This is a genomic window from Sphingomonas sp. Leaf25, assembly GCF_001421635.1.
Taxonomy (GTDB): Bacteria; Pseudomonadota; Alphaproteobacteria; order Sphingomonadales; family Sphingomonadaceae; genus Sphingomonas.
In genome coordinates this window covers 404,554-419,567 of record NZ_LMKU01000029.1, presented here as the reverse complement: position 1 = coordinate 419,567, position 15,014 = coordinate 404,554, and the positions used below count along the sequence as shown (strand labels likewise).

16 protein-coding genes are annotated in these 15,014 nt (G+C 68.4%); 14 read left to right on the top strand and 2 right to left on the bottom strand.

Features of this window, described 5'->3' with window-relative positions; translation table 11 throughout:
• A partial coding sequence (locus ASE78_RS13695) for an intermembrane phospholipid transport protein YdbH family protein (protein WP_235515069.1) occupies positions 1-2,987 on the bottom strand: 2,987 nt, incomplete at its 3' end.
• 32 nt (positions 2,988-3,019) lie between these two features.
• Here ASE78_RS13695 and radC point away from each other — a divergent pair.
• Both radC and ASE78_RS13685 read left to right on the top strand, forming a co-directional pair.
• Positions 3,020-3,703, top strand: coding sequence for a RadC family protein (gene radC / locus ASE78_RS13690; RefSeq protein ID WP_055759470.1), 684 nt, complete (start codon positions 3,020-3,022; stop codon positions 3,701-3,703).
• Complete coding sequence (locus tag ASE78_RS13685) at positions 3,700-4,245, top strand: sugar O-acetyltransferase (RefSeq protein ID WP_055759473.1); 546 nt, start codon at positions 3,700-3,702, stop codon at positions 4,243-4,245. The genes radC and ASE78_RS13685 overlap by 4 nt, the downstream gene beginning before the upstream one ends.
• Before the next feature lie 59 nt (positions 4,246-4,304).
• On the opposite strand, the gene ASE78_RS13680 is transcribed toward ASE78_RS13685, so the two are convergent.
• Positions 4,305-4,772, bottom strand: a complete 468-nt coding sequence (locus tag ASE78_RS13680) for a hypothetical protein (protein WP_056497903.1) — start codon at positions 4,770-4,772, stop codon at positions 4,305-4,307.
• Positions 4,773-4,981: 209 nt separating this feature from the next.
• Here ASE78_RS13680 and purB point away from each other — a divergent pair, with 209 nt between their 5' ends.
• From purB to ASE78_RS19010, 12 genes are all read left to right on the top strand, one after another.
• Positions 4,982-6,292 carry an adenylosuccinate lyase gene (gene purB / locus ASE78_RS13675; protein ID WP_082467211.1) on the top strand — a complete coding sequence of 437 codons (1,311 nt, stop codon included), beginning with the start codon at positions 4,982-4,984 and terminating at the stop codon, positions 6,290-6,292.
• 170 nt (positions 6,293-6,462) lie between these two features.
• Positions 6,463-6,783, top strand: coding sequence for an AtpZ/AtpI family protein (locus ASE78_RS13670; RefSeq protein WP_056497965.1), 321 nt, complete (start codon positions 6,463-6,465; stop codon positions 6,781-6,783).
• Positions 6,784-6,820: 37 nt separating this feature from the next.
• On the top strand, positions 6,821-7,606 hold the full coding sequence (locus ASE78_RS13665) for a F0F1 ATP synthase subunit A (RefSeq protein ID WP_055759482.1): 786 nt from the start codon (positions 6,821-6,823) through the stop codon (positions 7,604-7,606).
• A 40-nt stretch (positions 7,607-7,646) separates the two neighbouring features.
• On the top strand, positions 7,647-7,874 hold the full coding sequence (locus tag ASE78_RS13660) for a F0F1 ATP synthase subunit C (RefSeq protein WP_055759484.1): 228 nt from the start codon (positions 7,647-7,649) through the stop codon (positions 7,872-7,874).
• Positions 7,875-7,989: 115 nt separating this feature from the next.
• Positions 7,990-8,481 (top strand): ATPase, encoded by a 492-nt coding sequence (locus tag ASE78_RS13655; RefSeq protein WP_055759487.1) that lies wholly within the window; start codon positions 7,990-7,992, stop codon positions 8,479-8,481.
• Positions 8,474-9,109, top strand: coding sequence for a hypothetical protein (locus tag ASE78_RS13650; RefSeq protein WP_056497901.1), 636 nt, complete (start codon positions 8,474-8,476; stop codon positions 9,107-9,109). The genes ASE78_RS13655 and ASE78_RS13650 overlap by 8 nt, the downstream gene beginning before the upstream one ends.
• A 131-nt stretch (positions 9,110-9,240) precedes the next feature.
• The gene (locus tag ASE78_RS13645; RefSeq protein ID WP_056497900.1) at positions 9,241-9,561 is read left to right on the top strand and encodes a DMT family transporter; all 321 of its coding nucleotides are present in this window, start codon (positions 9,241-9,243) and stop codon (positions 9,559-9,561) included.
• Positions 9,562-9,836: 275 nt separating this feature from the next.
• A complete protein-coding gene (locus ASE78_RS13640) occupies positions 9,837-10,721 on the top strand; it encodes a DUF4349 domain-containing protein (RefSeq protein ID WP_056497899.1) in 885 nt (294 codons plus the stop codon).
• A gap of 191 nt (positions 10,722-10,912) precedes the next feature.
• Positions 10,913-12,343: a nitrilase-related carbon-nitrogen hydrolase gene (locus tag ASE78_RS13635; protein ID WP_156351504.1), complete on the top strand. Its 1,431-nt coding sequence runs from the start codon at positions 10,913-10,915 to the stop codon at positions 12,341-12,343.
• A 169-nt stretch (positions 12,344-12,512) separates the two neighbouring features.
• Complete coding sequence (locus ASE78_RS13630) at positions 12,513-12,815, top strand: hypothetical protein (RefSeq protein ID WP_235515063.1); 303 nt, start codon at positions 12,513-12,515, stop codon at positions 12,813-12,815.
• A gap of 1 nt (position 12,816) precedes the next feature.
• Entirely contained in the window at positions 12,817-13,806 is a 990-nt protein-coding gene (locus ASE78_RS13625) for an oxidoreductase (RefSeq protein ID WP_056497897.1), read from the top strand.
• Between the two features lie 151 nt (positions 13,807-13,957).
• Positions 13,958-15,014 (top strand): sensor domain-containing diguanylate cyclase (locus ASE78_RS19010; RefSeq protein WP_162236505.1); only part of this gene is annotated, 1,057 nt, incomplete at its 3' end.

Genomic DNA, 15,014 nt, shown 5'->3' with positions numbered 1-15,014 from the left:
CCCGCCAGTGGCCCGTCCATCTCGATCGTCAGCCCGCGATAGTTCATCGACTTCAAAGCCTGGAACGCCAGATTGCCCCAGAAGCCGACATCCTCCTTGGTCACGTCGCCGACGTAGGACAGGTTGCCCGACCCGCGCGATTGCAGCTTGCCGCCCTCGATCCGTCCGCCGTTGGCATCGAAGATCATCGGCAGCACGCCGTCGAACGTGCCCGATGCGTTGATATTGTCGAACTGGAACTGTTGCAGGAACAGTCCGGCGTTGACGCCCGTCACGCGGAAGGTGAGCCGGCGTTGCTGGTCCTCCGCGAAATCGAGGATCGTCGGCTCCAGCACCATTTCGCCGCCGCCGATCGGCCAGCGCCCGCCCTCGATCTGGACCCGCTGCCCTTCGATCAGGCGGTAGCGGACAACGCCATCGGTGACGGCGATGCCCGGATTGACCTCGGCAAGCGTGACGACCTGTCCCGGCGCACTGACGAGGCCGAGCAGGTCGGTGAAGCGGATTTCGCCCGACAGCCCGCTGACCGGACCGAAGGCGGCGGCAAGATCGGTGCCGGCGGTGCGGAAGGTGCCGGTGCTGGTGACGCCTTGCGGCGACCATGCGATGTCGCCGCGTCCCGACACGCTGCCCTTCACATCGGCGACGACGCCGAAGGTCAGCCGGGTCAGTTCGTTCGGCTGGAACGAATCGCCGAAGGTGATGCCGGGCACGTCGAGCACGGCTCTGCCGCGACCGCTGGCGAGATCATGGGTGATCGCCACATCGGTGACTTTCACGCCCTTTGCCGGAGGTTTCAGCGTGCCGCCCGCGCGGATCGAATTGCCATTGAGCGTCAGAGCGAAGTCGTCGCTGCGCAGCGGCTCGAACCGGGGGGCGGCATCGGCATCGCGCACGCCGACCGTGCCGTTCAGCGTCAAGATGCCCCGGCGCAATGCCCAGTCGCCCGCCGCCTCGCGGATCAGCAGCGGGACGTTGCCGATCTGGCCTTCCCCCCCGGTGAACCCGCCGGTGACGCTGCCATTCGCGATCCGTCCGGTCAGGCTGGCGATATCAAGGACGCTCATCCGGTCGGGGCCGCCGAGCCGGGTCCGCACGCCGCTCAGCGCGAAGCCGAGGTTGCCCATGCTGAACCGCGCGTCGGTCGCACCCAACGTCAGCGGCGATCCACCCAGCATCCCGTTCAGCGTCAGCGGACCGGCCGTCACGCCGCCGCCGATCCGCCCGTTCGCCAGCCGCAGCATCGCCCCGTCGATCGCGCAGAGCCGGGTGCGAACCGGCGCAAGGCGCAGCGCCGATACCCGCAACCCATCGAACGCAACCGGCGTGCAGCCGGGATTGACGCTGACCGACGTCGCCCCGTTCCAGCGCGCATCGATCGGCAGGCGCAGATTGTCGATCCGCCCGTCGGCAAGCGGTCCCGACAGCGTCGCCATCGTCTCGATCCGGGTGCCGCCGGGGGCGACGCGGAAGCGGACCGGGGTCAGCGCCAGTCGGGCACCGCCGGCGGCATAGGGCCGCACGGTCGCCGTGCCGCTCACCGCCGCGCCCGGCGCGGACTGGCGCAGGCGGATCCGCGCATCGGGCAGGCCGCCGCCGGCCATCGCGACCATGCCGTTCAGCGTCACGCCCCTGCCCGACATCCAGCGTACCGGCCCGTCGGTGAGCGAAAGGCGCGCTCCGCTGGCGCTGCGAACGGCGGCACTGTCGATCCGGGCTACCAGAGGGCGTGCCGCCAGCCGCGCGGTCACGTCGAACCGGGTCGCGGCCCGGGCGGCGGCAGCGGCAGCGGCGCGCGCCAATGGATCGAGCGGCGAGCCGGCGGCGACCCGCCCCGCCGAAGCGACGCTGGCGATCGTTGCGTCCGGCAGCGTTACGCCAGCGGCCGACACCCGTCCCTCGAACGCCGGCGCTCTTCCCAGCGCGTAGCGGCCATCGATGCCGAGTCCCGCGCCGCTCGCCTGTGGCAAGGCGAACGTGCCCGAGGTGAGGTCGATCGTCCCGCGCGTTGCGCCGGCCTGTCCGTCGAAGGCGATGGTGCCGGCGATGTCAGCGACGCGCGTCGTAGGGGCAGTCACGCGCGCGGCGCGGATGCCGGCCTTGCCCCGCCAGCGATCGAACGCTTCGCCGAGCGACAGGTCGAGATCGGCGACCGGTGCCACCATCGCGACCTCGCCACAGGCGGCCCGTTGCGCCCGGACCGGTCCTGTCACCGACGGTCGCCCACCCACGATGCGCACTGACACCGCGCTCGCCAGCCGTTCGATCTTGCAGCCGTTGAGCGCCAGCGCTTCGGACACCGCCGCCAGTCGCCCGGTGAAGCCATCGCGCAACCGGCCCTTGCCCGCGACCTTCATGCCGATGACGCCATAAGGCGTGGTCAGCCGGATACGGCCGTCGTTCACCGCGACGTCAAAATCGGGCAGCGCGAACGGCTTGCCCGAGGGCGGCGGCAAAAGCTTGTCGATCTCCCCGAACGATACCGTGCCGTCGGGGCGCAGCGTGGCGCGCAACCGCGCCTGACCGACGCGGGCACCGGTCACGCGCGCGCCGTTCAGCCCGATATTGGTGTCGACGTCGATCCAGTCGGCGACCAGATCGGGGCGGCTTGGGTTCCCGATCACCACATCGACCAGCCGTTGTCGCCCGAAGCCGATCTCGGCGACGCGGTAGCGCGCGCTGACGCCGCGCCGTTCGAGTTCGCGGCGGACGAGATTGTCGGCGATCGGCTTGCGCTGCGTCCACAGGATCGCCGCGATCGACAGGACGATCAGGCACACGATCAGCAACACGCGCACGAAGCGCCGCCGCATCCGGCCGCGCGGGCGGGTTTCGGTCGTCACCGCGTCGCTGTCGCCACCGCTCAGACCATCCACTCCGCTGCCACGCCCCGTCTCGTTGCCGCTCCACCGCGTCAGGTCAAGCGCGGCAAGTCCCGAGCGGTTCCGCCAGCGCAACGAAAAGTCGCTACCGCTGACCTCTCGCACAGGGCCGACCGATCCGCTACCGGTGGTCGGCGATGAGCACGCCAGACACCGACGGCACCGGCCACCGTGCGCGCCTGCGCGAGCGTTTGGTGACTCACGGTGGCGAGGGTCTGCTCGATCACGAACTGATCGAATATCTGTTGATGCTCGTCATCCCACGCCGCGATACCAAACCGCTCGCCAAGCTGCTGCTCCACGAATTCGGCGGGATCGGCGGATTGTTGGCGGCGGATCCGCTGGCGCTGGGCAAGGTCGCCGGCATGGGCGAGCATTCGGTCGCCGCGATCCGCATCGTCCAGTGCGTGGCGACGCGGATGTTGCAGGCACAGGTCATCGCCCGGCCCGTGCTGTCGAGCTGGCAGGCGCTGCTCGATTATCTCCACGCCGATATGGCGCACCACGCGATCGAACGGATTCGCGTGCTGCACCTGAACAGCCGCAACATGTTGATCCGCGACGAACTGGTGGCCGAAGGCACGATCGACGAAGCCCCGATCTATACCCGCGAAGTGATCCGCCGCGCGCTCGACCTCGGCTCGGCGGCGCTGATCCTCGTCCACAATCACCCGAGCGGCGATCACAGCCCCAGCCGCGCCGACATCGACCTGACCCGCACGATCGCGGCGGCGGGCAAGCCGCTCGGCATCACCGTCCACGATCATCTCATCATCAGCGCCAAGGGCCACACCAGCCTGCGCTCGCAAGGAATGATATGAAGACCGAAAAGCAGAAGATGATCGCCGGCGAGCTGTATGACGCCAGCGACGCCGAACTGGTCGGCGATGTCGCCGCTGCGGGGGCATGGATGGACCGCTACAACGCCTCGCTGTCGTGGAGCCCCGACGATCGCCTGCCGCTGCTGCGCGAACGGCTGGCGCGGGTGGGGGCGGGGGTCAACATCCGCCCGCCGTTCCATATCGACTATGGCTACAACATCACCGTCGGGGACGCGGTGTTCGTCAACTTCGGCTGCGTGATCCTCGACGTGTGCGCGGTCACGATCGGCGACCGGACGCAGATCGGGCCGGGGGTGCAGATTCTCGCGGCCGATCACCCGCGCGATCCGGCGGTGCGCGCGCAAATGGTCGAATTCGGCCGGCCGGTGACGATCGGCGCGAACGTGTGGATCGGCGGCGGCGCGATCCTGTTGCCGGGCATCACCGTCGGCGACGACGCGCTGATCGGTGCCGGCGCGGTCGTCACCCGCGACGTGCCGGCGGGCGCGACCGTCGTCGGCAATCCGGCGCGGGTGCGATAAAAAACCGCCGGGATTTCTCCCGGCGGTCAGGTGCTGCATCAAAGGGGGCGTGCCGGAAATCAGGCGCTCTGGCTCAGGAAGCTCGTCAGTTCGGCCTTCGACACCGCCTTCGACTTGTCCTTGTCGGCCTGGGCGAACGCCTGTTTCACCCATGCCTTCACGTCGGGCTTGTCGGCCGAGGTAGCGGGGTCGCTCGCCGAGCGGAGCGCGACCATCCATTCGCCGAACTGGCTTTCGGTCAACTGGCCCTTCCCGTCCTTGTCGTATTTCGGGAATTCGGCCTCGACGATCTGCGCGATCTGCTCGCCCGACGCGGGCTGACCGGCTTCGGCGGTCGTCTGCGCGGTCTGCGTCGCGGGATCGGGCTGCGTTGCCGGAGCGGCCTGTTCCGGGGCGGCGGCAGTCGTCGCATCGTCCGACGCCGTCGTCGGCGCGGCGGGTGCAGTCGTCTGGGCGGGGGTGGCGGTTTGCGCAAATGCACTGCCCGAGATCAGCAGGGCACCGGCGAAAAGAACTGGCTTCATCATCGAATTACTCCTTTACGGATTGGTTCGGGTATTCAACGCCGCATTCCGTGTTGCTCGGAACGACTTGGCGGTGATGGAACCCATCTATGTCGTTTCGGTTTCGATGAAACCCCCTTCTGTCATATTTCTGTCGCACGACAGGCTCGATTCACCCGCGACATGTTGCTAGGGCGCGGCCAACCGTTCGACGCTCCAGAAAAGGTCCGCCCATGATTCCGCGCTACTCCCGCCCCGAAATGTCCGCGCTGTGGCAACCGCAGGCCCGGTTCCGCATCTGGTTCGAGATCGAGGCGCATGCGACCGACGCGCTCGCCGATCTGGGCGTGGTGCCGCGCGCGGCGGCCGAGAAGATCTGGGCGATGAACGATGCCGATTTCGATGTGGAGCGGATCGACGAGATCGAGGCGGAGACGAAGCACGACGTCATCGCCTTCCTGACCCATGTCTCCGAACGCACCGGGCCGGAAGCGCGCTTCCTGCATCAGGGGATGACCAGCTCGGACGTGCTCGACACCTGCCTCGCGGTGCAGCTTGCCCGCGCGTCGGACATCCTGCTCGCCGATCTCGACAAGCTGCTCGACGTCATCGAACGCCGTGCCCGCGAACACAAGCTGACCGCGACGATCGGCCGCAGCCATGGCATCCACGCCGAACCCGTCACCTTCGGCCTCAAGCTGGCGCAGGCCTATGCCGAGTTCGACCGCTGCCGCACGCGGTTGCGCAACGCTCGCGCCGAAGTGGCGACCTGCGCGATTTCGGGCGCGGTCGGCACCTTCGCCAACATCGATCCGGCGGTCGAGGCGCATGTCGCCGACAAGATGGGTCTGACGATCGAGCCGGTATCGACGCAGGTCATCCCGCGCGACCGCCACGCGATGTATTTCGCGACGCTGGGCGTCATCGCCGGATCGATCGAGCGGCTGGCGACCGAAATCCGCCACTTGCAGCGCACCGAGGTGCTGGAGGCCGAGGAATATTTCTCGCCCGGCCAGAAGGGCTCTTCGGCGATGCCGCACAAGCGCAACCCGGTGCTGACCGAAAACCTGACCGGCCTCGCCCGCATGGTGCGCGGCTATGTAACGCCGGCGCTGGAGAATGTCGCGCTGTGGCACGAGCGCGACATTTCGCACTCCTCGGTCGAGCGCTACATCGGGCCGGACGCGACGATCACGCTCGACTTCGCGCTGGCGCGGCTGACCGGGGTGATCGACAAGCTGGTCGTCTATCCGGCGCGGATGGAGAAGAACCTCAACAAGATGGGTGGCCTCGTCCATTCGCAGCGCGTGCTGCTGGCGCTGACCCAGGCCGGGGTCAGCCGCGAGCATTCGTACCGCTGGGTTCAACGCAACGCGATGAAGGTTTGGGAATCGGACGGCGAACTGTCGCTGCTCGAACTGCTGAAAGCCGACGCCGACGTCGCCGCCTCGCTGTCGGCGGAGGAGATCGAGAGCCGGTTCGACCTTGGCTATCACTACAAGCATGTCGACACGATCTTCGCGCGGGTGTTCGGCAAGGCGTGATATTCGGAAGGGGGAGCGGCAGGCGCTCCCCCTCCATTCATCGCTCCGAAAGGTTCTCGCGCGAACGCTGTGGTTGACTCGAAACCGTCACCTTCCTAAAGCGCGGCTGCCTTGGCGGGCTCGCCATCCGGCGTATTTCCGGCCCGGCCGAAAGGTCTTGGGGAGGGATGATGGCGGAGAACGAGCCCGGACTGGACCCCTTGCCCGAAGATGCCCGGATCACGTCGCTCGACGAGCGGCTGAAACGGGCGAAGACGGACGAGGCGATCCGTACCGGACAGGGGCGCGATGATGCCGGCGAGCGGAACTACCGCCTCGGCAATCGCGTGCTGGCCGAACTGATCGGGGGAATGGTCGGGGGGGCGGTGATCGGGGGAACGCTCGATTATCTGCTCGGCACCTCGCCTTGGCTCCTGCTCGTGCTGCTCTCGCTAGGGATCGTCAGCGCGTTCAGGAACATCATCAGGATTTCGAACCGGCGCCCGGACTGAACGTTTCGGGCGCCTTGGCATATCGGGGCGAAGCGACGTGGCGCAGGCAGGCAAGATCGATCCGATGCACCAGTTCGAGGTGCAGACGATCTTCAACATTCCGCTGGGCGACCATGTCCTGCCGTTCACCAATTCGGCGCTGTGGATGATCGTGGCGGCCGCCGCGCTGTTCGTGTTCATGATCGGCGGCATGAAGCAGCAGGCGATTCCGGGCCGCTGGCAGATGGCGGTCGAGGGCTTCACCGGCTTCATCGACAAGTTGCTCGCCGCGAATATCGGGCACGAAGGGCGCAAGTACCTTCCGTACGTTTTCTCGCTGTTCATGTTCATCCTGTTCGCGAACGTCGTCGGCCTGCTGCCCTTCGGGCTGATCGGGCTGCACCCGTTCACCGTCACCAGCCACTTCACCGTCACCGGCGTGCTGGCGATCGCCAGCTTCTCGATCGTGCTGGTCGTCGGCCTGTTCAAGCACGGCCTGCGCTTCTTCAGCCTGTTCGCGCCCAAGGGCACGCCGATCCCGGTGCTGATCCTCGTCGCGCCGATCGAATTCGTGTCGTTCATGGTCCGCCCGTTCAGCCTCGCGCTGCGGTTGTTCGTGGCCATGACCGCCGGGCACATCCTGCTGAAAGTGCTGGCCGGGTTCATCATCAATTCCACCGCGACGGGCGTCGGCGTCGGGCTGCTGGTCAGCCTGCCGAGCTTTGCGCTGATGGTCGGCGTCTCGGCGCTCGAAATGCTGGTCGCCGGCGTGCAGGCCTATGTCTTCGCGCTGCTGACCTCGCTCTACATCAACGATGCCGTGCATCTGCACGACCATCACTGATCCCATCCAACCAACTGATTTACCTCAAGGAGTTTTCGACATGGAAGCAGACTCGATCAAGCTGCTCGGCGCCGGTCTGGCAGCGATCGGTGCGGGCCTCGCCGCACTCGGCGTGGGCAACGTGTTCGCCGCGTTCCTCCAGGGCGCGTTGCGCAACCCGTCGGCCGCTGCTGGCCAGCAGGGCAACATGTTCATCGGCTTCGCCGCTGCCGAGCTTCTCGGCCTGCTGGCGTTCGTCGTCGCCGTGCTGCTGATCTTCGTCGCGTAAACCTACGTGACACCACCGGTGCGGGGATAGGCCCGCACCGGTCCGCCGGCGCCGTTCAAGGGGCCGGTTTCGGACCGGGCATCTGCCCGGCCGACCAATTGATACGGGACGTTTCATGCCGCAAATCGAGCAGCTTGCCGCGACGTGGGGGTCGCAGGTCTTCTGGCTGGTGCTGACCTTCGGCATCGTCTTCCTGGTCGTGGGCCTGGGCATGGTGCCCAAGGTGCAGGGCACGGTCGACCAGCGCGACAAGGGCATCGCCGCCGATCTCGCCGCCGCCGATGCGGCGCGGGCACAGGCCGATGCCACCGAGGCGGCATGGCGCACCCGCGAAAACGCCAGCCGCGAGGCAGCGCAAAAGCTGTTGGCTGATGCCCGCGCGCGTGGCGCAGCCGCGACTGCCGAACGGCTGGCCGTGGCAAATGCCGAGGTGCAGGCTCGCGTGACCCAGGCCGAGGCCGACATCGCCGCACAGAAGACCTCGGCGCTCGCCGAGATCGAAGGCGTGGCCGTCGGGGCGGCGCAGGCGATCGCCGAGCGCGTGGCCGGCGTGCAGGTCAGCGAACAGGACGCGCAGCGCGCGGTGAAGGCGGTGCTCCATGGCTAATCCACATGTCGGTGGCGGGGCCGCCGAAGAGAATCTGTCGCAGGTGGTCCATAACGAGGGCCTGCCCAAGACCGGCGGCGACGCGGTCGAGAGCGCGCATGGCGGCGTGACGGGCGTACCCCATCAGGAGCCGACCGCGCTGTTCCTCGACGCGACCGGATGGGTCAGCGCGGCGATGCTGCTGTTCCTGCTCGTGCTGGTGGTGAAGGGCGTTCCCGCCGTGATCGGCCGGCTGCTCGACGGGCAGATCGCCGCGATCCGCACCCGGCTGGACGAGGCGCGCGTGCTGCGTGCCGAGGCCGAGGCGCTGCGCGACGAATATGCCGCGAAGATCGCCGGGATCGAGGCACAGGCCGCCGAGATGGTCGCGCATGCCGAGGCCGAGGCGCAGGGCCTGTTGGCGAAGGCCGAGGCCGACGCCGCCGACCTGACCGGGCGTCGCGCGCGGATGGCGACCGACAAGATCGCCGCCGCCGAGCGCGCCGCCATCGCCGAGGTCCGCGCGACCGCCGCCGATGCCGCTGCCAAGGCCGCGACGACGCTGATCGCCGAGCGGATGGCCGGTGGCGCCGACCGCGCGCTGGTCGACCGGACGATTGCCGGTCTGGGTGGTGCCCGGCTGAACTGATCCTGTTGCTGTTTGCGTGAAAGCGCCGCCCAGCCGACCGGCCGGGCGGCGCTTTTCCGTTTTTGCCACGGCCTCTTTCGGGTTTCCGGCCGTGCCCTTTCCTTGTCCGAGCCCGCAAATGGAGAACCGATATGGCATGGGCCATCTTGGGCGTTGCGGTCGTGTGCGAGATCATCTGGGCCTTGAGCCTGAAATGGGCGGCGGGGCAGGCGACGCTGGCGGCGTCGGCGGTGCCGATCACCTTGTCGTTCGTGAACATGGGGCTGCTGGCGCTGGCGATGCGCGGGATTCCGGCGGGGACCGCCTATGCGGTGTGGACCGGATTGGGCGCGGTCGGGGTCATCATCGGCGGCGCGGTGCTGTTCGGCGAGCGGATCGCACCGACGCAGGCGGGGTTCATGGTGCTGATCGTGATCGGCGTGGTGGGCACGAAACTGTTCGCGCAGGGGTGAGGTAAACCTTCCAGGCGAAGGTTCCGCAGCGCGGCCCTTCGCAGGGGCTGGTCGGACGATTTCAAGCAACGGACAGAGTATGGGGCGGGCGCGGTCTGTAGGGTAGCGCCCGCTTTTCTGCGTTCCGTCGCAGGGACCTCGACCGGCGCGGAGATGCGGCGTGGCGTTCGGCCGGCGAAGGTTGCACCTGCGCGTCGTGGCGGGCGTTCCGGCCGATTGACCGGGGCGCGTTGGACAGGTCATGCTGCGGTTTCACCCAAGGGGGAGCGGGGCGGATGCGGTGGCGGGCGGTGGTGCTGGGCGCGGTGCTGACATTGGCGGCGTGCGGCGGCGGGCGGGAGATGCAGCAGCGGCGCTCCGACGCGATGATGGAGTATGACGTGCAGGAGCCGCCCGCCGGAGCGCCAGGCGCGCCGCCGGCGTCGGGATCGCAGGTCGCGTACAGCTATACCCTCCGCTATGCGTTCGACCGGCCCGGCGTCGCTGCGGTGCAGGGGCAGCAACTGGCGCTGTGCCGCAAACTCGGCCCCACACGCTGCCTGGTCGTCAGCTCGACGCTCAACGATCCGGACTCGGACGAGCATGTCGTCACCGACGAGGCGGTGCTGCTGATCGATGCGCGTCAGGCGGAGGCGATGATGCGACGCTTCGACGCGATCGCTGATGCGGGGGGCGCACGCCGTGCGCTGCGATCGGTCGAGGCCGAGGACGTGACGCGGCAGATGATCGATGCCGAGGCGGCGGTCCGCGCCAAGCAGGCGCTGGCTCAACGGCTGCTGACGATCATCCGGTCGGGCAACGGCAAGGTCGGCGAACTGGTCGAGGCGGAGCAGGCCTATGCCAAGACCAACGAGGAACTGGAGGCGGCGAAGGCGACCCGCGCGACGCTGGCGCAGCGCGTCGCGATGTCGCGGCTGGCGATCAGCTATGCGTTCAACGACCTGCCCGGCGGATCGTCGCCGGTCGCGGCGAGCATCGCCACGGCGGGCGATACGCTGTCGAGCAGCGTCGCGGCGCTGGTGACGTTCCTGGTCGCCGCATTGCCATGGGTGGTGGTGGGCGTGCCGCTGTTGTGGGGCCTGCGCCGCATCGCGAGACGGCGTGGATGGCGGTTGCCATGGCGGCGGCGAAACGATGCGGTGGTGCCGGAGCGGGAGTAACGGTGTGATCGCGCACCGGGTCGCACCGTCTCCGATGGCGTTGCTCCGCGCGGGAGTGGACGGGGTTCGCTCCAGGGTCCGGGACGACGTGGTTGGCAACGACATCGCTGAAGCCCGATCCGGCCGAGGACTGTGGCCGATATGCGTTGCCGGAGGGTTCGTGGGCGGTATGACGGTCGCCTGAAGGGAGCATGATGTCGGGGATCAGACGCGAAGGGTTGGGGGCGTACGGTCTTGCGATGCTTTCGGGCGCGTTGCTCGCCATGAGCTATGCGATGAACCCCATATGGTGGGCGGCATGGTTGGCACCGGCCCCGGTAATCGTCGCGACGTTGCGCGCGCCCGTCGCCGATCGACGCCAGCTCACCCTGCTGGCCGGCCTGATCGGTGGAACCAGCAGTTTCTCCTATCACCTGATGGTCGGCGGCTGGTTCTCCGCGATGCTGATCCTGGCCCTTGTCGCCGTGGCATGGTCGAGCGCAATTCGTCTGGGCGTGACCTTTGCGGAGCGGCGGCAGCTTCTTCCCGCCGTGCTTGCCGTGCCGATCGGCTGGGCCGCGATCGATACGCTTCTGATCCATGTGTCGCCGCACGGCAGCGCCGGCAGCATCGCCTATAGTCAGATGAACGCGCTGCCGGTTATTCAAGTCGCGAGCCTTGGCGGCATGCCGGCGATCACCTTCGTCGTTCTTCTCGCCGGCAGCTCGCTCGGGATACTGTGGGCAACGAGGGGGCGGATCGATCGGCGTGGCCTGCCGATGGTCCTTGTGGTTGCCGTGACGGTGATCGGGGCGACGCTGTCGTTCGGGTTCATGCGGCTGTCCGGGACGGCACCGGCACCCGGACTGTCGGTCGCGCTGATCGCGACGGACGGCATCCGATCCCAGCCTCGCGACTGGGATGTCTTTCGCGACACCTATGGTCGGGCGATAGCGCGCGTGATCGCCCCGGGCATGATCGTGCTGCTCCCCGAAGGCGTCGTCCGGCTTCCGGCCGTCGTTGCCGAGCGGGGCGCGCGCTCGCTTGCCGCCTATGCCGCACGGAAAAATGCGACGATTGTCGTCGGCGTCATCGTGGACGAGGCGAAGCGGATCACCAATCGCGCGCTGATCGCCCGGCCGGACGGCTCCTATCGCTGGTATGTGAAACAGCATCTGGTGCCCGGCGTCGAGGCAGGCATCACGCCCGGGCGCGCCGCCATCGTTCTGAACGGGACGGGCGTGGCGATCTGCAAGGACATGCATTTCCCGACGCTCGAACGCGACTATGCCGGTAAGGATACCCGGCTGATGCTGGTGCCCGCGAACGACTTCGCGGTGGACGACTGGCTGACCGCTCGCATGACGGTCCTGCGCGGCGTCGAGGGCGGGGCCTCGATCGCCCGCGCGGCACGGTATGGCATCAGCGTCGTGAGCGATCGTTACGGCCGGGTGATCGCCGAGCGTCGCAGCAGTGCCGCCATGGGCGTTTTGCGTGCCCGAATACCTGTCGATCCCGGTGATGCCACCATCTACGCCATGGTCGGAGACTTGTTTGGCTGGGGATGCGTGCTGGCCTGGATATTGCTGCTGGTCCTGCGTTCGGGCGGATTGTCGCGGGGCTCCGTCAGGGGCGGGTTCTGAAACGTCTCGACATCGCTTGCGCTTCCCGATCCAGACCGGGGCGGTCGCGGCGTTTGGCGGAGGTTTTCGGCCATCCGCTCACCCGACGCGGACACGGGCGGTTCCGTCGCCCGCGCGGATGCGATAGCGTGGCATGCTGTCGGCGGAGATGCCGGCAGGGGAGATGTGTATGATGAAGTTCGTGTTGCTTGCCGCCGCGTTGCTCGCCGTTCCGGCCATGGGGTCGGCGCAGGCACCGGCCGCCGCGCCCGCCGCCGCCGCCAGCCTGACCATCGACAGCACGATCGAGACGATCGCCGCCAACCCGCAGGGCAAGGCGATCCTCGACGCGCAGTTCCCCGGCATGATGGCGCATGAATCCTATCCGATGTTCAAGGGGATGAGCCTGAAGCAGGTCCAGCCCTATTCGGGGGGCAGGATCACCGACGAGCAGGTCGCCAAGGTCGCCGCCGAGCTGGCGAAGCTGAAATAGGATGGTGCGCGTCGGCCTGATCGGGTTCGGCCTTGCCGGCGCGTCGTTCCATGCGCCGCTGATCGCGGGCGTGGAGGGCATGGAACTGGCGGCGATCGCGACATCGCGGCCGACCGATCGCTTTCCGGGTGCCGTGCGTCATGCCGACCGCCAAGCGCTGATCGACGACGATAGCCTTGATCTGGTCGTCGTGGCGACGCCCAACGACAGCCATGCGCCGCTCGCGCAGGCGGCATTGGCGGCGGGGCGGCATGTCGTGGTCGACAAGCCGCTGGCGGTCGACGCGGGCGACGCGGTCGAGCTGGTGCAACTGGCGCGCGGGGCGGGGCGGTTGCTCAGCGTGTTCCACAACCGGCGGTGGGATAGCGATTTCCTGACGATCGAGGCACTGTTGCGCGATGGCGTGCTGGGCGAGGTGATGCTGGCCGAGTTCTACTGGGACCGGTTCCGCCCCGCGATCAAGCCGGGCTGGCGCGAGGGCGAGGGACCGGGCGGTGGACTGCTCAACGACCTTGGTCCGCACATGATCGATCAGGCGATTCGCCTGTTCGGCATGCCCGATGCGGTGGCGGGCGATGTCGCCGTGCAGCGGGCGGCGGCGATGACCGACGATTATTTCGCGCTGACGCTGCGTTATGGCCGGCGGCGGGTGACGATCGGATCGGCGTCGCTGGTCGCCGCGCCGCGCCCGCGCTTCGCGCTACACGGAACAGAGGGCAGCTTCGTCAAATACGGCATCGATCCGCAGGAAGCGGTGCTGCGCGCTGGCGGCAGCCCGGCCGATCCGGGCTATGGTGTCGAGGATGAGCGCGACTGGGGCGTGCTGAGCGACGGCGCGGGCGCGACGCGGCGGGTGCGATCGGCGGTGGGCGACTGGCGTGGCTATTATGCGGCGATGCGCGACGCGGTGCTGGGGCACGGGCCGGTGCCGGTCGATCCGGTCGATGCGGTGCGCGGGTTGCGGATCATCGCGGCGGCGCGCGGGGAATAGCGGGCGTATCGTTTCGCCATCCCGGCTTCCGTCGGAATGACGGGCATTTGCCGGTACTGGTGCGATCCGACGTGCCGACTCGGCCGACCGGCACGGTCCTTATCGGCTATTAACATCTGGCGCGTATCGTCCATGGTCGACGATGTTCGACATGCCCGACCTGTCCACGCTGCGTCAGTGCAGCTTCCTTGCCAGCGCGGCCTATGCGGTCGTGTTCCTGGTCGCGGCCGGAGGGCGGCGGGCGCCGTGGATGCGGTGGTGGGCGTTGTCGAGCGCCAGCTACTGCGTCGTGCTGCTCGGCTACGCATCGCTGGGCGAACCGATGCCGGTGTGGGCGGCGGCACCGCTCAACGGGCTGCTGTCGCTGTCGACGGCCTTCATCCTGGCGGGGGTGCGCTCGCTCGACCGGCGGGCACCGTTCGCGCGATGGATGTGGGCGGTGGTCGCGGCGACCGCGATCGTGCCGGCGGCGGCGATCGTGCTGCCGGGCGAGGGGGCGATGCTGGCCGGGCGGCTGCTGCTGGCGCTGGGGCTGGCGGTCGGCATGCTGGCGTTCGGATGGCCGCTGGCGTTCAGCCATGCGAGCGACGGGAGCCGGGCGATGCGGCAGACCGCGGGGATGGCGTTGCTGTGCTATATTCCCTGCTATGTGCTGGGCGCGGTCGGCGAGGTCGTGAGCGCGCGGGCGGTGCCGTATCTGGCGCTGGTGCCGATGCTGGCGGATCAGGTGCTGCTGAGCATCGCCAACCTGTCGCTGCTGGCGATTCCGGGCATGCGATCGGAACGGCAGTTGCAGGAGATCGCGCTGTGCGACCCGCTGACCGGGGTATGGAACCGCGCGGCGCTGGCGGCGAACGAGGCGGTGTTGCGGGTGCCGGGGCGGGTCGTGCTGCTGATCGACATCGATCATTTCAAGGCGATCAACGACCATCATGGTCACGGCGTGGGCGACGGCGTGCTGGTGGCGATCGCGCGGGCGTTGCAGCGCGGGGCGTCGGGCGATTTCGTTTGCCGGCTGGGCGGTGACGAGTTTCTGGTGGTGGCGAAGGCGGACGATGCCGACGCGGTGGCGGAGCGGTTGCGCGAACGCGCCAGCCGGCCGGTCGCCGACCTGCCGCCGTGGAGCGTCAGCGTGGGGCTGGCGCGGATCGAGCCGGGCGATGCGACGCTGGCCGATGCGATGCAGCGCGCCGACCGGGCGATGTACC

Coding starts and splice junctions, on each gene's coding strand:
- purB (WP_082467211.1), top strand. CDS start 4,982: ATGATTCCGCGCTACTCCCGCCCCGAAATGTCCGCGCTGTGGCAACCG.
- ASE78_RS13650 (WP_056497901.1), top strand. CDS start 8,474: ATGGCTAATCCACATGTCGGTGGCGGGGCCGCCGAAGAGAATCTGTCG.
- ASE78_RS13680 (WP_056497903.1), bottom strand. CDS start 4,772: ATGATGAAGCCAGTTCTTTTCGCCGGTGCCCTGCTGATCTCGGGCAGT.
- ASE78_RS13630 (WP_235515063.1), top strand. CDS start 12,513: ATGATGAAGTTCGTGTTGCTTGCCGCCGCGTTGCTCGCCGTTCCGGCC.
- ASE78_RS13685 (WP_055759473.1), top strand. CDS start 3,700: ATGAAGACCGAAAAGCAGAAGATGATCGCCGGCGAGCTGTATGACGCC.
- ASE78_RS13660 (WP_055759484.1), top strand. CDS start 7,647: ATGGAAGCAGACTCGATCAAGCTGCTCGGCGCCGGTCTGGCAGCGATC.
- ASE78_RS13635 (WP_156351504.1), top strand. CDS start 10,913: ATGATGTCGGGGATCAGACGCGAAGGGTTGGGGGCGTACGGTCTTGCG.
- radC (WP_055759470.1), top strand. CDS start 3,020: ATGAGCACGCCAGACACCGACGGCACCGGCCACCGTGCGCGCCTGCGC.
- ASE78_RS13640 (WP_056497899.1), top strand. CDS start 9,837: ATGCGGTGGCGGGCGGTGGTGCTGGGCGCGGTGCTGACATTGGCGGCG.
- ASE78_RS13645 (WP_056497900.1), top strand. CDS start 9,241: ATGGCATGGGCCATCTTGGGCGTTGCGGTCGTGTGCGAGATCATCTGG.
- ASE78_RS13655 (WP_055759487.1), top strand. CDS start 7,990: ATGCCGCAAATCGAGCAGCTTGCCGCGACGTGGGGGTCGCAGGTCTTC.
- ASE78_RS13625 (WP_056497897.1), top strand. CDS start 12,817: ATGGTGCGCGTCGGCCTGATCGGGTTCGGCCTTGCCGGCGCGTCGTTC.
- ASE78_RS13670 (WP_056497965.1), top strand. CDS start 6,463: ATGGCGGAGAACGAGCCCGGACTGGACCCCTTGCCCGAAGATGCCCGG.